Consider the following 18601-nt stretch of genomic DNA (forward strand, 5'->3'; position numbering starts at 1 on the left):
TTTTTAGGAGACTCTGCACACCAGAAAGGATCCCTAGCAGACGATGGGCTGGTTAGATTGGTGGATTGTGCCTCCATGTCCGCTTTGCCGGCGCCCTGCCAAGGCCGTGTTCTGTCAAGACTGTCAAAGGCGGTTGCAGGCGGAGCGCCTTGCCACTTGGCCAGTCACCACCTCGCCTTGGCCACTTTACGCCTGGGGGATCCACCGGGGGGCGCTGCGCAGGGCCATCTATTGCCTGAAGTACGAAGGACAACGGCGCATTGGCTCGGTTTTGGGAGAATGGCTGGGATCCCGCTGGGTGGAAAGCCGACAGCCGTCTTCAGGCTCCCGTAGGGCCTATGGCTTGGACTATACGGTGGTGCCCATCCCGCTTCATGCGGAGCGCCTGCGGCAACGGGGCTACAACCAAGCCGCCTTGATCAGCCAAGCCTTTTGCCAGCGGACAGGTCTGAGACATTGGCCTGAGGCTCTGGTGCGGGTGCGGGCCACAGCGGCTCAACATGAGCTCAACCCGCTGCAACGACAGCACAACTTGGCCGGGGCCTTTGCCCTGAAACAAGTTCCGGCCACACCGGTGTTGCTGGTGGATGACATCTACACCACCGGCTCTACCGTTCAAGCCGCCCAGCAGGTGTTGGCCGCTGCCGGGATCCGTGTAGCCGGGGTAATCGTTGCCGCTCAAACCCCAAAAGCCGCCTCTCCAGACTGGCCCGGCCCTCCAGACCCTATCCCGCCTCCACCAAATTAAAGGCGGTGACAAACATAAAGTCACAAAACTCGCGCACCAAGTTCGGATCCCGCCAGCCCTTGCGGGTTTCCTCCCGCAGCACTTCCAGGGCCTGTTCGGCGGTCAGGGCCGGTTTGTAGGGGCGAGAGGAGATCAGAGCGTCGAAAATGTCGATCACCTGAAAGACGCGGGCCAACAGAGGGATCTCTTCGCCTGCCAGCCCATCCGGGTAGCCGCTGCCATCCCAACGCTCGTGGTGGTGGCGGATGATCGGCAGCACATCCTGCATGGTGCGCAAGCCCCGACAAATGTCTTCGCCGATCAACACATGGGATTTCATGATCTCCCATTCTTCCGGGGTATGCTTGCCCTGCTTGCACAAAATCGCATCCGGGATCCCGACTTTGCCGATGTCGTGCAGGTAGCCGCCCCAGCGCAGGGCCTTGATCTGTTGACGAGACAGCCCCAAGTAACGGCCAAACTGTTCCCCCATGGCCACCAAGCGTTCGCAATGGTCACCCGTGATGGGATCCCGGCTCTCCACAGCGCGGGCAATGGCAAACAACACCCTGGCAGCGTGATCCAGGTCTTCGTTCAAGCGCTTTTGGTGGATGGATGAGCGTACCCGCGCCAGCAGCTCCACGTGATCGAAGGGCTTGGTCAAAATGTCGTCGGCCCCCACCTGCATCCCCATCAGGCGATTGGAGCGGTCGGTCAGGGCAGTGATCAGCACAACGGGGATCAGGCGGGTCAGCTCATTGGCCTTCAGTTGCCGGCAGACATCGAACCCGCTCATGTTCGGCATCAGCACATCCAACAGCACCAAGTCTGGCCGAAGCCGCTCCACAGCCTCCAAAGCCTCTTCGCCGTTGGTGGCCTCGCTCACGCGGAAGTGGGCCGACCGCAACAGCTCACCGATGTAGAGGCGGCTGCTGGCCTGATCGTCCACCACCAAAACATGATCCGCCTCCGCCAGCTTCGGGTTTAGACGGGGAAAGGGGGTGTGGATCAGGTGGGAGTTCATGGTGGTAAAACCTAGCCTTGCATCGAGTACGAGCTTTCCCCCTTAGCCGGATTCGGCGCAACCCCACAGGGGATCCCAGTCCAAACACTTGGCGGTAGGATGCCAACAAACTCAAACGGCATCCCTCAGCCCTCGTATCTAGACACACTCTACACCCAGGTTTTTAAGACTGTACTCCGCAACTTCGCTGAACCTACTGCCCTCTTTGCAGGGCTGCCTGATGGGGATCCACATTGAGAAACACGGTGGCATCTCCCTCGACGCGGATGATGCGCAAACGGGGCAGCGAGCCCGTCGGGTTTTGGATGCGCTCTTGCAGCTTCTCGTAGAACAGCAGATCCGCCAGTTGCGCGTTCTGCGCTGCCGCTTGTCCTTTCAGCTCAATGGCCCGCTGGTTGGCCGCCGCCAAGATCAGCAGCCGCTCGGTCTCTTTTTCCTGAATTTGCGCCCGCACTGCCGCCGTTTGTGCTGTAATCGAGGCCACCTGTTTGCGTTCAATCGAGTCTCTTAAGGCTTGTGGGAAATTGGGGTTGCCCAGAAACAGGCCCTCCACCTGCACCAGAGGCAGGGTTTGGCCATCGCGGTTGACAGTAGGCATCTCTTGGCGAATCAAGTCCAGCGCTCGTTGTTCGATGGCAGCCCGCTGGCTTTTCCGGTAAAAGTCTTCCGAATTGAAAGAGGCGGAGATATCCCGGATTTTGGAGCGCACCACCGGCACCACCACCGTGGAAAGATAGTTCTCGCCGATGCTGGCGTGCAGCTCGTCCAAAGTGGCGAGGTTGGGCTTGAGGGCAATGGCCACATCGATGGCAAAGGCTTGCCCATCGGCGGTGTTCACGGTGATGGCGTTGCTGATGGCATTGGCCGAGGCGGGGTCGTTGGTAAACTCCCAAACGCGGGTGAGCACGGTGTAGGTGATCGGCGTTTCGATCCCTGGAATCCGGAAGATGACCCCCGGCAATTCTACCCGCCCCTTTTGCAGCCCGGAAAAGGTATTGAACACTACAGTGGCATGTCCGGGCAAAGTGACGTACAGGCAAGAGCGGAACATCCCCAGAGCTGCCAAGAGGGCGATCCCTCCCGCGGTCAGCCAACCGGCTCTGCTGTGGGGTGCTTCTCCTGTTGGATACATGGCGGCTGCTCCCGTTTTAGGGTCGGTGAGAAGAGCTGAGGAAATTGGGGACAGGCTAAAAGGATTGATTTCCTGTTGAGTTATTTGGTGATCAAAGTTTCCAGACGGGATCCCAGTACCGCGGCTTTGACCACCTCTAGGTACTGCGGATTTTGGGTGAGGGCCTGTGCTTTGGCTCTCAATTGACCGGCTTCCGCCTCAGCTTGAGAAATGATGGCGCGGGCATCTTGGCGGGCCTGCTCGATCTCAAATTGCTTTTGCGCCAGTTGATTTTCAGCAATGGTTTTTGCCTCAATGGCCGCTACGAAATCAGGATCGAAATCCACATCCCGCAGCAGAAAATCCAAAACCTCGATGCCGTATTCCTTCAGCAGAAGAGCCACCTGTTCCCGAATTTGTCCTTGCAGCAGCGGGCGCTCCGTGGAATACAGAGCCTGGGCGGAAAAGCCGCTGGTCTCGTTCAGGATGACCGACCGAACAATGGGAGCGATGCGATCCAGGTAATTTTCCCCCAGTTGCGTATAGACCTTGGGGGCGTCCACAATGCGAAACTGCAGCGTCGCCTCAGCCGCAATCTGCTGCCCATCCTGAGAAAGAGCCACCAGCCGCGGCGCGTAGGCAGTCGGGTCGTTGTCCTTCCAGGTGAGGGCCTGCGTTTTTACATCGAAGGTAACCGTGCGCGAGACAAAAGGCGGCACCCAATGCAGACCTGGCTGCAAAGCCATCGGGCTCACCCCCCCTCCCCAGGTGAACACCACCATATTTTCTCCATTGCCCACCAGTCGCAGCGGCCTGCCCATCGCCACTAGGATCAATACGGCTCCGGCAAGGGTGGCCTTGGGCAACCAGCGACCAACTCGCCTTTCCCAACCTTCTGCTCGCATCTCCCCATCTCCTGCGCATGCAGCTATTCTCGCAGCTGTGAGAAGTTGGGGCCGAGAAATTTCCGCTATCTTTTAAGCCTTCTACAGGGATCCCTGTCTTTCTCTCCCACTATTCGCAACGATGTCGAGTTCTCTACAAAGTTCACAAAAGATCACTTCATACTTTGCAAAGACCCGTGACGGACAGGCGAAAAGGGAAGAAGATTAAGACATAATAAAGATTTGGGTTGCCGTTCATGCTGTCCATTCCCGATTACGAGCGGCGGGACATCCAAGTGCCACTCTCGTGCATCCCCGTTGCCGCCCGGGCCTTGATCCGGCAGGGGGTATCCGTCTGCTGGCGGGAAGAAAGCCTGTCTGCCTTGATTCGTCTGGGATCCAAAGGAGCCGCCGACCGAGCCGCCATTCTGCTGGTGGAAATGAGCCTCATGGGCCAACCTGAGGAGCTAAAAAGCTGGCTGGAGATGTGCTGGCAACTGCCCGCTTGTCCCAGGGAACCGCTGCAGGTGTAGGGGTATAAGAATCCCTGTTGCGGGCGAAGATGGGGTTGGTCTTTGTCTCCATCCGGTTGTGCGCTCTCGGGAACTTTTGCAGTATTATCGTCGCTTGCGTCACCAGACCCTGACGGTTGTGGACGTGGAAACCACGGGATCCTGTGTGCCTGGGCAACGGGTCATCGAAATTTCACTGCTCAAGGCCAGTCTAGAGCAAGGTATTCTCGACCACAGGGCTTGGTTGTTGGATCCCGGCATTCCCATCCCCCCCTCAATTGTGCGATTGACAGGCATTACGCCCGAGATGGTGGCCCAGGGATCTGACCCGGCGGTAATTTGGCCAGAAATTCAAGCCGATCTGGAGTCAGGAACGCTGACGGCCCACAATCTCGCCTTCGACTACGGCTTTTTGCAAATGGAATACGGGCGGCTAGGGATCCCATTTGTCCGACCGAAACCAGATCAGTTCTGCACCCTACAGTTGGCACGGCTGTTATTGCCGGATTTGCCCTCCCGCAGTTTGCCCGCTTTGGTGGAACATTTTCAGTTGCAGTTGGGTGAGCCGCTGGTGGCGGGGGGAAAATACTCCCACCGAGCCGCAGCCGATGCCTTGGCCTGTTGGCTGCTGGCAGAGCGGCTATTGCAGCAGGTGTATTGTGAACCGGAAGAACAAATATTGGCCCGTTTTGGGCGGCAGTGGATCCCAGTTAGCGAAGCAGCACAAATCTTGGGCTGTTCTACTCGCGAAGCCCGTGCACAGATGGAAACTGCGGGGCTAATGGCACGCGCTAGCCGCAGCGGAGCCTATCTGTATCGCCGTGACGAGGTGGAAGCCTTGGCGGAAAGAAGTGTTGCGGCTGAGGCAGCGGATTGAGGGCTAATGGTCTGGCAACGATCCTACGAATGGGGCCCTCCAAACCCACACCTTGGCCACACAATTTGGTATAATCCTATACTAACTATGAACCCGAACTTTGGGCTACATCTGCCAAGGAAGAGTTTAGCTGACGAAGCCAGGAGCCAGAGTTGAGGTCAGATCAGGCAAGCTCTCCAGGATTCCGTATTCCATCATGAGTTCCGCTGCTTTCTTCCAAACAGTGGGATCGATTTCGCCCAACCGGCCCCCTGCAGTGACATAGGGCTCGAGAAGCTCAAGAGTACGGGTTTGATAGGCAACATCCTTGTAGGGGGATCCCTCAGGGACAAACCTTTCTACGATCATGGCTGCCGTCTTGGGTTTATCGGCTAGAGCCCGTTTCCAACCCTCGAAAGTTGCTGCCATAGCGGCACGAACAAGCTCAGGTTTATCGGCCAGCGTCGCCTCCGAGGCTACGATGGTCTGTGCTGTCGAGAGGAGGCCGTGATCCGAAAGTTTGAGAACCTTTGGTTCAACGCCGAACTGCTTCGCAACCCCAATGGGCTCGTCGATCACGTAGCACTGTACAGCGGCAAACTCACCCGATAGAACACGTTCGTACTTGTTGCTGTAGGGGATCTCCACCACCTCGATATCTTCGATGCCGTTCACCCCCTTGACCAGCGCCATGATCTTCAGCCCATCCAGATGTACACCAACTCGCTTGCCTCGCAGATCGGCCAGGCTAGAAAGTGACTGGTTCGGGGTGGTCATCAGGCCATAGGGTGAGGCCTTAAACATCGTCGCAATCGCCTTGACAGAGGCACCATCAGCCTGAGCCGCAAGAATGAGATTCTGTTCGGCACAGGCAAAGTCAGCCTTGCCCATAGCTACCTCGGCAACCACATTAACCCCATCCGACCAGGGCCGAGGCTCAAGTGCGATACCCTTCTCTGCGTACAAACCGGCATCGATCCCCACAAACACGCCCGCGAACTGGGCGTTAAACTTCCAATCAAACTGAAAGGACATGGAGGTTGCCGCCTCTACGCGACGAACCTGCTGCACCGGCAGAGCAAGCGTGGCAGAACAAGCTGCTCCGTATTTCAAGAGATCGCGACGTTTCATCATTCTGGGCTTCTGGATGGATTGAGAAAAGAACAATCGATTGTTGCTTTCTGCAACCCATCGAGTCTGTATTTCAGGCTACAGCACGGCTCAGTCCAATTGCGCTCTCAGGGTTTGCACACCCCGTCGCGACCAGCTCACCGCTCCAGAACGATCGGCTACGTAGAGAGGTCGTTGTTTCTGCCGGAACCAGGTGACCACCGTCTCGCCGACAGAGCCAGAGCTAATGCCCGCCTGCACCTGAAAGCGCTCCAGGAGATCCAAAATCAGGGATCCTCCGTCCCACCATAGCCAGTCGATCTGGGCCGGCATCAGCGGGGATCCGGTTAGCTCGGCTTGCACATGGGTGCCGGCAGAGCCCAGCAGCAGCCAATGGGATCCCTCTGTTTCTAAAGTCAACACCAGGGGGTTGGTGTGGATGGCCTGTAGGCTCAACCGCTGCGACACCGGGATCCGGTCGGCAGGCTGCAACACTCGATAGGGGATCCCGGCAGCTTGCACAGCACTGAGGGAGCGCAGGTAACTTTCGGAAGCCGCATTGGCCCCTCCCCCATCCCAAAATTGCCCAATCGCGCTGGCGGGACGCAGTCCTTTGGAGAAAGCCGACAGCAGGATCTCCCAGCCGCCATTGGCAGAGCCGGCGGAGGTCATGGCCACCGCTCCATCCAGACGGCGCAAGCCCTGCTGCCGCAAAAAGGGCACTACTGTGCGTTCTGCCAGGCGGGGATCCCCGCTGTTGAGCAAGAGGTGGCGTCCTTCCGCTTGAATGGCCAGGATGGGGATTCGCCCACTGGCCAGGGCGGTGATCTGAACGGCTGGCCCCGGCCACAACCCCGGCCCCAACAGGATCCCGACCAGGATCAAGGCAGTGCCCTGCCAGCGGAAAGCCCGTTGCCACCGTGGCCAAAAGGTCACGGCCACCAGCGCGCCGTAGAGGAGCAAGCACTGGAGCAGAGAAACTCCGCCGGTGTAGTAGGAGCTGAAGGGCCAACCGGCTATCCAGCTCACCCAGTTGATCAAAGGCGTGAGAAGCAGCCCTAGGGGCCTTGCCAGCAGGGATCCCAGCCCCGGCCAGAGCAAAGCCCCAAACGCCACCCCGAACCCCGCCACCAGCAGCGGCACTAGCAGAATCAGCAGCAGCGGGTTGGCCAGCAGTGAATAGGTGGGGATGCGGCCAAAGATGGCCACCTGCAGCGGCAAAGTCCAGATCTGGGCGGCCAGAGGAACGGCCAAGGCGGTGGCCACAGCCGGAGGCAAAAAGTCCAGCCGGGAAACAATTGGGGCTGTTCCGACCAGCAGGCCCAGGGTGGCGGCAAAGCTGAGCTGAAACTCCAGGCCTGTAATCCACAGCGGCTCGTAGATTAAGAGCAAAACTGCCGCCACCAGTAGCGTCCCCAGGGGATTGAGCTTCACCTTTCCTTCCAGGCGCGGCTCCGTCAGCACCACCATGGCTGCTGCCCCCATCAGTGCTGCCCGCAACACCGAAGGGCTGAACCCCGTCAGGGCAATGTAAAGCCCCAGCACTGCCAGAATGATCCCCTGCTGCAGGCGCACCGCCAACCGCCGTGTTAGGACAAACACCACCCCCACCAACAGCGACACATGAAACCCAGAGGCGGCCAGCGCATGGGCCATGCCGATTTCCCGGAAGGCATCCTGCAAGTCGAAATCCAATTGGGCGGCCCGGGATCCCAGCACCAAGGAAGCCAACAGATTCCCCTGCCGCTCCCCCAATCCAGCAACGAACGCCTCTCGCACCCGCCGCCGCAACACCCAGCCCCCCCAACCTCTTCCCCCCGGCTGCAGGATCACCTCACGGGCGCTGAAGCCGGCAAAAGCCCCCTGGCGCTGCAGGTAGGCTTGAAAATCAAAGCTGCCCGGGTTCAAGGCCGGACTGGGAAGGTACAGGGATCCCGTCAGGCGCACCCGTTGGTTGGGGTGGAGATCCTTGTCCTGGAGGGCCTCAGGGCCGGTGGTGACGTAGAGCTTGCCGCTGACCTGGCGGGCCGTGGAGTCGGCGTTGAGCACCTGCTCTGCTCTCAGCCAAAATTGCCGCCGTTCGCTGCGGGTGGGACGGGGTTCCGAGAGGACGGTGCCCACCAAGTTCATCTGCTGCTGGGGGGCCAACAGGCTGATATCCGTCGGGCCGGGAAAAGGCTGCCGCCAACCCAGGTAATTCCAAGCCAGACACCCCACCAGCCCCATCGCCAGCCAAGTGCGGGCCAGACGCAGTCGCCGCCGGCACAGCAGGGATCCCGCCAGCCCCAATCCCAGCAGGATCCCCCAGCCCCACCCGGCAGCCTGGGGCCAAGCCCGCACCAGCAGGCCCAAGATCCAGCCCAACCCCAGCAGATAGGTTCTTTCCATGTGCCGCAGACCCGTCTGCCCCCCACTGTACCGATGTGGTCAAGCGGGATCCATTGCGTTGTCTTAACCTTGCTCGCCTGCCGAAAGAATTGTATTAAAGGATACTCTTTCTCGACCTTGGCAAAGGGAGTGTAGATTAGGGCTGGTCGCGCCAGCGGGATGTAGTCCTTGGCAGTTTCCTGCGCCGGCATCCTGAAAACGACCCTAAAACGACCCTAAGTTATCTGTCCCCTTCCCCGCTGTTTCCCCTAGACCCTATGCGCATCCGATCCATCCGCGTTCTCAGTGGCCCCAACTACTGGAGCATCCGTCGTCATAAGCTGATTCAAATGCGGCTTGATCTGGAAGACTTGCAGGAGCGACCCACCAACACCATCCCAGGTTTCAAGGAAAGGTTGGAGGCCCTGTTGCCGGGACTGTGGGAACACCAGTGCTCCCGCGGCTGCTATGGGGGATTCTTGCAACGGGTGGAAGAGGGCACCCTCATGGGCCATGTGGTGGAGCATGTGGCCTTGGAGCTGCAGACCCTGGCCGGCATGAAAGTGGATTTTGGCCGCACCCGCGAAACCTCCACCCCCGGCACCTACAACGTGGTGTTCGAGTATCAGGAGGCAGAGGCCGGGCGCTTTGCGGCCAAAGCTGCAGTCTACCTCTGTCAGGCTTTGGTGGACGGAGAAGACTACCGCCGCGACCTAGAACTGGACATTCAAGAGTTGCGAGAGATCCGAGAGAACGTCCGCTTCGGCCCCAGCACCCAAGCTTTGCTGGACGAGGCCGCCCTGCGCGGGATCCCCTATCTGCGCCTCAACAAGGGATCCCTGGTGCAACTGGGGTACGGCGTCTACCAAAAGCGCATCGAAGCCACCACCACTGAAAAAACCAGCATCATTGCTACCGACCTGGCCGCCGACAAGCAGGCCACCAAAGAACTGCTGCAGGACATGGGGATCCCGGTGCCCAAGGGCTATACGGTGCGTCGCCGCAGCGAGTTGGCAGCCACCATCGAGGATGTCGGGGGCTTTCCGGTGGTGATCAAGCCCCTTAACGCCAACCACGGCAAGGGCATCACCGTCAACATCACCAGCCTGGAAGCCGCCGAGATCGCCTACGATGCCGCCAGCCAATACTCCGATGTGGTGTTGGTGGAAAAGCACCTGGTGGGGGATGACTACCGACTGCTGGTGATCAACAACAAGCTGGTGGCTGTGGCCAAGCGGATCCCAGCCTATGTGGTGGGAGATGGCCGCTCCACCATTCAAGAGCTGATCGACGAAGTCAACAGGGATCCGCGGCGGGGGTTTGGCCACGAAAACGTGCTGACCCAAATTAGCGTTGATGACATGACCCTGCGTATCCTCGAAAGCAAAGGCTACACCCTGGATACGGTGCTGCCCAAAGGAGAACATTGCACCCTCAAATCCACCGCCAACCTGAGCACCGGAGGCATCGCCGTCGATTGCACCGATATCATCCATCCCTACAACGCCTTCATTGCCGAACGGGCAGCTCAGATCATCGGCCTGGATGTGGCGGGCATCGACCTCATCTGCCCGGACATTGCCCAGCCCGTCAACGAAACCGGTGGCGGCATTGTCGAGGTGAACGCTTCTCCGGGTTTGCGCATGCACCTGGCCCCCAGCGAAGGGATCCCGCGCAATGTGGCCGAGCCCATCATCGACATGCTCTTCCCCCCCGGCAGCCACACCCGCATCCCCATCCTGGCCGTCACCGGCACCAACGGCAAAACCACCACCACCCGCCTGATCGCCCACATCCTCAAAGGCATCGGCAAGCGGGTCGGCTTCACCACCACCGACGGCGTTTACATCCAAAACCATCAAATTGCCAAGGGAGACATGACCGGCCCCCACAGCGCCCGCCTGGTGCTCAGGGATCCCACCGTAGAAGTGGCGGTGCTGGAAACGGCGCGAGGCGGCATTTTGCGAGAGGGGCTGGGGTTTCCGGAATGCGATATTGGCGTGGTGCTCAACGTAACCTCAGATCACCTGGGGTTGGGGGATATCGAAACCCTAGAAGACATGGCCCGCGTCAAATCCGTCTTGGTGGAAGCGGTACACGAGCGGGGCTACGCTGTCTTGAATGCCGATGATGGTCTGGTGGCCGCCATGGCCGCCAATGTCAAGGCGACAGTGGCCTATTTCAGCATGAACCCGGAAAATCCCCTCATTCAAAAGCACATTGCTTCCGGGGGCACGGCGGCTGTTTATGAAGAGGGCCACATCTCCATTTTGAAACGGGGCTGGAAACTGCGCATAGAAGATGTAACCAAAATTCCCCTCACCCTCTCTGGCAAGGCCAGCTTCATGATCCAAAATGTGCTGGCCGCTACTTTGGCAGCCTTCCTGCACGGGGTTTCCATCGACGACATCCGCATGGCGCTGGGCACCTTCACCAGTTCTGTAGCCCAGACCCCCGGTCGCCTCAACTTGTTTGATGTAGGGGGCTACCAGGTGTTGGTGGACTATGCCCACAACCCAGCAGGTTACGAAGCCATTCAAAGTACCCTGGAGCGCTGGGATTGCCAACGAAAAATTGGGGTTATCGGCGGGCCTGGGGATCGGCGCAACAGCGACCTACGAGAGCTGGGAGTCTTGGCAGCGCGCATGTTCGACCGAGCCATTGTCAAAGAAGATGATGACCGGCGAGGACGGGAACCAGGCGAGGTGGCCGCCCTAATCCGGCAGGGTTGGGAACAGGAAAAGGCAGGGGATCGTCTGCAGGAAATCTTGGATGAGGCAACTGCTATCGAAACCGCTCTGGAGAAAGCCGAACCCGGAGACCTGGTGGTGATCTTTCCGGCGGATGTACAGCGCACCATCCAGATCATCACCCGCTTTCAAGACAAGCTCAATCCCAAACCCAGTTACCGTGGCTCCTCCTACAGCATCGGCCCAGATTTGATCTCCCCCAGCCCTGACGTCAAACTGTCTTAGGCTGGCTGCCGACAACTCCAGAGTGCTCTATGGCCTCCATTCCTGGACAGACATCTGGACAGACATCGAGAATTGAGTGGGCGGAGGTGACCCATAAGTCCTCGGCGGCGATATCCTAAGTTTAGGCTGGCGGGTGACTTGTCTTTTGGGAAGCAGCAGGTGTTCGGCTCAGGGGATCCTCGGCTTTTCAGAAGCCTTAACCGTTCTAAAAAAGTCTGAGGGATGGCAGACAGAACTTTGGGGATCCCAAAAGGTCTAAAGACTCCGTCCCGCCGACGCGATGGGAATGTCGTTAGGGTAGTTGTGAATTTGGCAAGGAAAACAGCTCATGGACAGCGCTCTGCTTCAAGCGGCTCGCCAGATTTATCAATTTCATCTGCAGTATCGACCGGAAGTGCTGGAGCAACCTCCGCGGGGGGTAGTTATTCACCGCCGTACCCTGCGAGGGGATCTGATCTTTTCCGAGTTCCCCATCCTGCTGCCCCAGGAAACTTTTATTCCGCTGCAGCAATTGGAGCCGCTGCGGTGAGGCACAAGGAGCTACGCTGACAGAGCAGATCCTTCCTTTTTCTGCCTTTAGGGACTCCGTCCTGCCGACGCGATGGGAATGGCTGCCATGCTCGAGATTCTCCCCTACTGCACAACGCTCACATGATGTGGCTGAGCATGATGTGGCTGAGCAGCGCCGACGCCAACAGAATCTGGGAGCTGCGCCTGTTGGCCTGGGTGCTGGTACTGGTGCTGGGGGCCTGTGTGGGCAGCTTCTTGAACGTGGTGGTCTATCGCCTGCCGCAGGGTCTTTCTCTGCTCCATCCCGGATCCCATTGTCCAAGCTGCAAGACGCCGCTGGGCCCCACGGAGAACATTCCCATCCTGGGCTGGTTGTTGCTGCGCGGTCGCTGCCGCCATTGCGGGGTGCAGATTAGCTGGCGCTACCCTGCCGTTGAGGCGTTGACGATGGGGCTGTTTGCCCTCAGCATCGGCGCTTTGGGGTTTTCTGCCCAAGGGATCCTCACCTGCATCTTGTTGAGCTGGCTGTTGGCCCTGGCGCTCATCGATCTGGATACCTTTTTGCTGCCGGAGGAGCTGACCCGTTCAGGCCTGGTGGTGGGGCTTTTGGCCCGCCTGGCTCTGCCGTGGCTCCAGGGATCCGGATCCCTGGCCGCTACAGGCCTGTCACTGGTGGAAGGGATTGCAGGAGCTGTGCTGGGCCTCTGGCTGCTGGAGGGCATTGGCCTCTTGGCCCATTGGGTCTTGGGGCGGGAGGCTATGGGCGGGGGAGATGGCAAGCTGTTGGCCCTGATCGGCATGTGGTTGGGCTGGCAGGGGGTGGTGGTGGCCCTTCTTTTGGGTTCCGGGTTTGGCCTGCTGGCTAGCTTGCTGGCCATGACCAAGGGGCGGGCCCGCCTGGGAAAGCCCATCCCCTTCGGCCCCTACTTGGCTATGGGCGGAGGGGTAGCCGCTCTAGCCGGATCCCAACTGGTGGAGGGCTACCTGCGCTGGCTTGACCTGGTGGGGTAGAGGGAACGTCCATTCAACATTGGATACTTCATGTTTCGGGATCTATGACTTCAAACTGATCGGGAAAAAGAATGAGATTAAAATATCGAAAACCTCCTACCAAGCTCAAATCCGGAACCGCTAAATCAACCGCATAGCCTTCAGTGGGATCTGAGTAACATTCCACAATGGATCCCTGAGTTCCAGCAGGAATAGTGGTCTCGCTGAAATACTCCTTGACATCTGCCACAGTTTTGACTCTACTGTATGGCTTGATTCTAGAAGTGGTTTTACTCATCATTGTGTACCTCTAGCCAATTGGTGACCAAACGAGGGATTAAACTTTCCTTATCAACCTGCCACACGGTCACTAAAGTGCCTTTTTTCTGATTGAGGCCCAAAATTTCAATCTTGACTCGATAGCGGCTTCCATAGGGTGTTGGAAACGGATCCCCGGCTAAGGCGCAAGGCAGAGCAGCAGTAACCTGTTGCAGAATGTGAGCAAATCCCACCCTTCTTCCCTCTGGTGTACTGACATCATAGCCAAGCTCTGCAAAGGCAATCCACTTGCCTTGATTTCCAGGATTAGCTGGATTCATAGAGTAATCAACGAACTTGGCAGGATCCACTGCTGCTTCAGAAGCCCTGGGCAAGGATCCGGCCATGGTTGCAGCTTTTGCCGACTTCACGTAAGGTCTAAGGACTCCGTCCCGCTGGCGCGAACAGTAGCCCAGACGTCTCACGCTAACCTGAAACAACCATATTAATTACTCCACCCCTTCGATTCTGTCCTCGATCTCCTGATACAGCTCCTGCAGGCGCTCGATATTGGCCTGGGAAGTCTGCCAGTAGCCACGCCCATGCACCTCCAGCAGGGATCCGACAATGCGCCGGAAGGAGTGGGGGTTGAGGTTCATCAAGCGCTGCCGCATGGCCTCATCCTTGATGAAGGTCTCGTTGGTTTCCTCGTAGATCCAGTTGTCCACCGCGCCTGCCGTAGCTGACCAGCCGGAGGTGTTGACCAGCCGCTTGGCGATCTCCCGTACCCCTTCGTAGCCGTGCTTGAGCATCCCCTCATACCACTTGGGGTTGAGGAGCTTGGTGCGGGCGTCCAGACGGATGGTTTCGCTCAGGGTGCGGATCTGGGCGTTGGGGGTGGTGGTATCTGCCATGTAGGCCGAGGGGGCCTTGCCGTCGGGGCGCAGGCTTTGCACCAGCTTGGTGGGATCCGCGTCGAAGTAGTGGCTGACATCGGTCAGGCTGATCTCCGAGGAGTCCAGGTTCTGGAAGGTCACATCCACCGTTTTCAGGCTGGCCTCGAAGAGCTGTCGCATCTGCTGGTTAGGCAGATTCGAGCCGAAGGCAAAGGACTTGCGGGATAGGTACATCTCCCGCAGCTCGCTTTCATCTTCCCAAGAGCTGTTTTCCACCGCCAGGTTGATGTTGGCCGAGTAGGAGCCAGACGCATTGGAAAAGACCCGCGTCGCCGCCTGTTCCAGGGTCAGCCCCAGCTCTTCTGCCTGCTGCAAGGCGTGCTTGCGCACGAAGTTCAGCTCTAGGGGCTCGTTGGCCGTGGCCGCCAGCTTCACCGCCCGGTCGATCAGATCCATCTGGTTAACAAACAGATCCCGGAACACCCCCGAGCAGTTCACCACCACATCAATGCGGGGCCGGCCCAGTTCCTCCAAGGGGATCAGCTCCACCTTGTTCACCCGCCCCAGGGCATCGGGTTTGGGTCGCACCCCCAGCAAACACAGCACCTGCGCCAGCGACTCCCCGTAGGTCTTGATGTTGTCGGTGCCCCAGAGCACCACCGAGATGGTTTCCGGGTACCGGCCACCGTTACTGCTCATCTCGCGAGCCAGCAGCCGTTCCACCACGATCTCCGCCGACTTAATCGCGGCTGCCGTGGGGATGGACTGGGGATCCAAAGCGTGGATGTTGCGCCCTGTCGGCAACACATTGGGGTTGCGGATGGGATCCCCTCCTGGCCCCGGCAAAATGTACTCCCCTTCCAAGGCCCGCAGCAGGGATCCCAGCTCATAATCTGCCGTAATTTGCTTGAGGCACTCCTCCAGGAACTCAAACAAAGGCTTCAAAAGATCCGGATCCACCTGGGGGTAGCCCGCTTCTTTTAGGACTGCCAACCAGGGGGCTTGCCGGCCCATGTTGAAAAAGTTGAGCTTGGCCACCCGCGCGACCCGGCCCTGGGCGTCGGTCTGCTCCTGCACCAGCGCCGCCACCGCCTTCTGGCAGGCCTTGTTGATGCGATCCAGCAGCTCCGTATCCGCCAGGTGTCCCCGATCCCGGTTGCGGTAGATCTCATCGATATCCCGGCCCAGGCTTTGGGCGAGAATGCGGGGCAGGCCGAGGATCCCTTCTTCGGGGCGGTCAATGCTGGCAATGCTCACCAGGGTGGCAATCGCCTCTTCGGCGGTGGGGGGCGCCCCGATCACGTGCAGGCCACAGGGCAGCAGCCGCGACTCGATCTCCATGAGCTTGGCGTAGAGCTTGCCCACCACCCTGTCCCGCTCTTCCAAGCTCAACTGGGCGGCGTCCCCCTGGGGCAACTCCACATCCTTGTCCAGGTTCACCAGCCGCGCCTTGTCGCAGATGGCGTTGACGATAGCGATGCCCCGCGCCCCCTCCCGCAGGGTTTGGTAGGAGCCGATCAGCTCCCGCAGCTCCTGCAGCCCTTTGTAGAGGCCGGCGTTTTCTGCCGGCGGCGTCAGGTAGCTGATGGTGCAGGCGTAGCCCCGCCGCTTGGCAATAGTGGCCTCACTGGGGTTGTTGGCGGCGTAGTAGTACAGGTTGGGCAGGGATCCAATTAGATTATCCGGATAGCACTCGCCCGACATGCCGATCTGCTTGCCCGGCATAAACTCCAGGGATCCATGGGTGCCAAAGTGCAACACCGCATCCGCCCCCCACACTTTCTCCAGGTAGGTGTAGTAGGCAGCAAAGCCGTGGTGGGGGCTGGCTGACCTGGAAAAAAGCAGCCGCATGGGATCCCCTTCATAGCCGAAGGTGGGCTGCACCCCGATGAACACATTGCCGAAGTGCTTGCCGTAGATGAGCAGGTTTTGCCCGTCGGTGTTCAGGTGCCCCGGCGCTGGCCCCCAGTATTGCTCGATGGCTTTCACGTAGGGTGTCAGCGCCTCGTATTCCCGCACCGACAGTTTGGCGGCCACATTCAGCTCCGGGCTGGCGTACTGGGCCTGGGGATCGTGCAGGATGGACTCCATCAGCTCCTGCGGGGTTTTGGGCAGCTCGGGGCCGAGGTCATAGCCGTTGTGGGCCAGGGCCTGCATCACCCGGTGAATAGAGGCAAATACATCCAAGTAGGCTGCTGTCCCCACATTGCCTTTGTCCGGTGGGAAGCTGAAGACGGTGATGGCGATCTTCTTCTCCAGCTTGGGCTTGCGCCGCAAATTGGCCCATTTAATGGCCCGCGCCGCGATCAGCTCGATCCGATCCTGCATGGCATGGGCTTTGCCGGTGGCCGCGTCCCGCCCTGAGAGGATGATGGGATCAATGGCCCCGTCCAGCTCGGGAATGGCAATCTGCAGAGCCACCTGCACCGGGTGCAGCCCCAGGTCGCTGGCAGCCCATTCCTCCGTCGATTGAAACACCAAGGGCAGCGCCACCATGTAGGGGCGATTCAGCCGTTGCAGCGCTTCCACCGCCTTGGGGTGATCCTGCCGCGCCGGCCCTCCCACCAGGGCAAACCCGGTTAGCGACACGACCACATCCACAATGGGCGCTGTCTTCTGCGCGTTCCAGAAAAACTCGTTCACTGGCTTGGAGAAATCTAGACCCCCGGCAAACACCGGCACCACCCGCGCCCCGCGCGACTCCAGCTCTTGCACCATGGCCACGTAGTGGGCATCATCCCCCGTCACCAGGTGGGTGCGCTGCAACACCAACCCCACGCAGGGAGCCAAGGGATCCTTCACGTCCTGCGGCAGATCCTCGCGGGCGTTGTACCAATCCAAATACTCCGCCAGACTGGCAAACATCTGCTGCGCCAAGGGGTGCCAGATGCCCATCTCCAAATAGGTGACCGGCTCGGCAAAGGAGAGCTGCCCCCGCATCCCCGGCAGGTAGCGATCCGCCAGCATCAGCAAAAAGTTCTCCAGGTTCTCGCGGGATCCCCCCAGCCAATACTGAAAGCTGAGCATGAAGTTGCGGGCATCCTGCGCCTTGTCGAAGGGCAGATACTTCAGCACCTTGGGCAGGGTCTGCAGCAGCTTCAACATCCCCTCCTGGAAGTTGGATCCCTGCTGGCGCTTGCGCATAAACTGGGCGATGGCGCTCTTGGACTGTCCCAGCTGCGCCATGGAAAAGGATCCCATCTTGTTCAGGCGCATCACCTCCGGCATGGAGGGAAACACCACCACCGCATCCAGCCGTTCCCGCAGGGGCTCTACCGCCTGCACCACCTTCTGGGCAATGTCTTCGATAAAAATCAGGGATCCGATAAAGACATTGGCCGTTTCCAGATCCCGCCGAAAAGCCTCATAGCCCGCGGGATCCCGCAGCTCCTCCACCAGATAGCCGGACAGCTCCACCGCCAGCTTGGAGTTGTGGGCGTTGATGTGCTGCACTGCTGCGGTCAGGGCACTCTGATATTGCGGCTCCAACACCACATACACCACCTTCATCAAGCGGCGATCCCCCACCTCGGCAGGGGTAACGTGGCGGGTGATGGGCTTAACCAGAGTAAACATGCGGTCGCTCTCCGTCGTGCAATGCAAAAGATGGGGTGAACTGGGGAAAGGACTCCGTCCCGCTGACGCGAAAGGACTCCGTCCCGCTGACGCGATAGGCAGGATCCCCTATTGTCTGTTTCCCGTTCTACCAGAGAAACGGATCCCTGCTGGGAGCATGGCGGCAAGGTCGTAACAATTCGCAATGATCGCTGAGGTACTGTAAAGGGAAAGAGGATCCTTTCCCCAGAGAGCGTCCCCTTCTAAGGATCCAATGGACTTCTCACCCCGCGCCCGCCTTTATTCAGCACATGGGTGTAAATCATGGTGGTTTTGACATCTTTGTGGCCCAACAATTCTTGGACGGTGCGGATGTCGTAGCCGTTTTGCAGGAGATGAGTGGCAAAACTATGGCGGAAGGTGTGGCAAGTAAACTACCCGACTCCGTACCGCTTTAGCGATACAGAGTAGGCTTTTAGTAGCCCTGGGCCTGCTCTGCTCTACCAGAGAACAAAACAGGCCCGAACCTCTAGGCTGGTTTACAGCAGCCCCAATCGACCGTTACCAGTGCCTTAAATAACCGTTTCTGGTGTCCGCACTATTATCATAACATAGAGCAAATAAAGTTGCACATTCCTCCCGACACTGACTTTATGAGTACAGTGTGCGGATCCTGCGATTTCTAGCTGACTTGCTCCAGGAGCTTTCTGGGTCTAGGTATGGGTGTGTTAATGCTCATTCAGCCAGATAAAAACCCTTTGGAGGTAATCATCGCTCAAAATGTTGACTATACAGACAAATTAGGGCAGCATTACACTAGGCGATG

The 18601-nt window shown here is 59.0% G+C and carries 13 protein-coding genes and 1 pseudogene; 6 read left to right on the forward strand and 8 right to left on the reverse strand.

Going from position 1 to position 18601, the window contains the following annotated elements; genetic code table 11:
* Positions 1–43 precede the first annotated feature (43 nt).
* Positions 44–748, forward strand: coding sequence for a ComF family protein (locus tag ACVWZ1_RS07265; protein WP_414373186.1), 705 nt, complete (start codon positions 44–46; stop codon positions 746–748).
* Here the strand turns inward: ACVWZ1_RS07265 and ACVWZ1_RS07270 are convergent.
* The 3 genes from ACVWZ1_RS07270 to ACVWZ1_RS07280 form a co-directional block, all read right to left on the reverse strand.
* On the reverse strand, positions 726–1751 hold the full coding sequence (locus tag ACVWZ1_RS07270; protein ID WP_457502974.1) for an HD-GYP domain-containing protein: 1026 nt from the start codon (positions 1749–1751) through the stop codon (positions 726–728). The two genes, ACVWZ1_RS07265 and ACVWZ1_RS07270, sit on opposite strands and share 23 nt — an antisense overlap.
* Positions 1752–1944: 193 nt before the next feature.
* Positions 1945–2883: a prohibitin family protein gene (locus ACVWZ1_RS07275; RefSeq protein ID WP_457502975.1), complete on the reverse strand. Its 939-nt coding sequence runs from the start codon at positions 2881–2883 to the stop codon at positions 1945–1947.
* 80 nt (positions 2884–2963) lie between these two features.
* Positions 2964–3767, reverse strand: a complete 804-nt coding sequence (locus ACVWZ1_RS07280; RefSeq protein WP_457502976.1) for a prohibitin family protein — start codon at positions 3765–3767, stop codon at positions 2964–2966.
* Between the two features lie 236 nt (positions 3768–4003).
* Here ACVWZ1_RS07280 and ACVWZ1_RS07285 point away from each other — a divergent pair, with 236 nt between their 5' ends.
* Both ACVWZ1_RS07285 and ACVWZ1_RS07290 read left to right on the forward strand, forming a co-directional pair.
* Positions 4004–4279, forward strand: coding sequence for a hypothetical protein (locus ACVWZ1_RS07285; protein WP_238376900.1), 276 nt, complete (start codon positions 4004–4006; stop codon positions 4277–4279).
* Between the two features lie 58 nt (positions 4280–4337).
* Positions 4338–5135 (forward strand): exonuclease domain-containing protein, encoded by a 798-nt coding sequence (locus tag ACVWZ1_RS07290; protein WP_457502977.1) that lies wholly within the window; start codon positions 4338–4340, stop codon positions 5133–5135.
* Between the two features lie 126 nt (positions 5136–5261).
* Here the strand turns inward: ACVWZ1_RS07290 and ACVWZ1_RS07295 are convergent, their stop codons facing one another.
* Both ACVWZ1_RS07295 and ACVWZ1_RS07300 read right to left on the reverse strand, forming a co-directional pair.
* A complete protein-coding gene (locus ACVWZ1_RS07295) occupies positions 5262–6281 on the reverse strand; it encodes an ABC transporter substrate-binding protein (protein WP_457502979.1) in 1020 nt (339 codons plus the stop codon).
* A gap of 54 nt (positions 6282–6335) precedes the next feature.
* The gene (locus tag ACVWZ1_RS07300) at positions 6336–8612 is read right to left on the reverse strand and encodes a ComEC/Rec2 family competence protein (protein ID WP_457502980.1); all 2277 of its coding nucleotides are present in this window, start codon (positions 8610–8612) and stop codon (positions 6336–6338) included.
* Positions 8613–8869: 257 nt separating this feature from the next.
* On the opposite strand from ACVWZ1_RS07300, the gene cphA reads away from it, so the two are divergent.
* From cphA to ACVWZ1_RS07315, 3 genes are all read left to right on the forward strand, one after another.
* A complete protein-coding gene (cphA, locus tag ACVWZ1_RS07305) occupies positions 8870–11566 on the forward strand; it encodes a cyanophycin synthetase (RefSeq protein WP_457502982.1) in 2697 nt (898 codons plus the stop codon).
* 328 nt (positions 11567–11894) lie between these two features.
* The gene (locus tag ACVWZ1_RS07310) at positions 11895–12095 is read left to right on the forward strand and encodes a hypothetical protein (protein WP_011432545.1); all 201 of its coding nucleotides are present in this window, start codon (positions 11895–11897) and stop codon (positions 12093–12095) included.
* A gap of 137 nt (positions 12096–12232) precedes the next feature.
* On the forward strand, positions 12233–13087 hold the full coding sequence (locus ACVWZ1_RS07315) for a prepilin peptidase (RefSeq protein ID WP_457502983.1): 855 nt from the start codon (positions 12233–12235) through the stop codon (positions 13085–13087).
* A 269-nt stretch (positions 13088–13356) separates the two neighbouring features.
* Here ACVWZ1_RS07315 and ACVWZ1_RS07320 read toward each other — a convergent pair whose 3' ends face one another.
* From ACVWZ1_RS07320 to ACVWZ1_RS07330, 3 genes and pseudogenes are all read right to left on the reverse strand, one after another.
* Positions 13357–13731 (reverse strand): DUF6883 domain-containing protein, encoded by a 375-nt coding sequence (locus tag ACVWZ1_RS07320; RefSeq protein ID WP_414330567.1) that lies wholly within the window; start codon positions 13729–13731, stop codon positions 13357–13359.
* A gap of 102 nt (positions 13732–13833) precedes the next feature.
* Positions 13834–17796 carry a magnesium chelatase subunit H gene (locus ACVWZ1_RS07325; RefSeq protein ID WP_457502984.1) on the reverse strand — a complete coding sequence of 1321 codons (3963 nt, stop codon included), beginning with the start codon at positions 17794–17796 and terminating at the stop codon, positions 13834–13836.
* 242 nt (positions 17797–18038) lie between these two features.
* Positions 18039–18206, reverse strand: a pseudogene (locus ACVWZ1_RS07330) (tyrosine-type recombinase/integrase); the annotation flags it as partial.
* Positions 18207–18601: the final 395 nt, after the last annotated feature.

It is taken from the genome of Thermostichus sp. MS-CIW-25, from assembly GCF_054060015.1.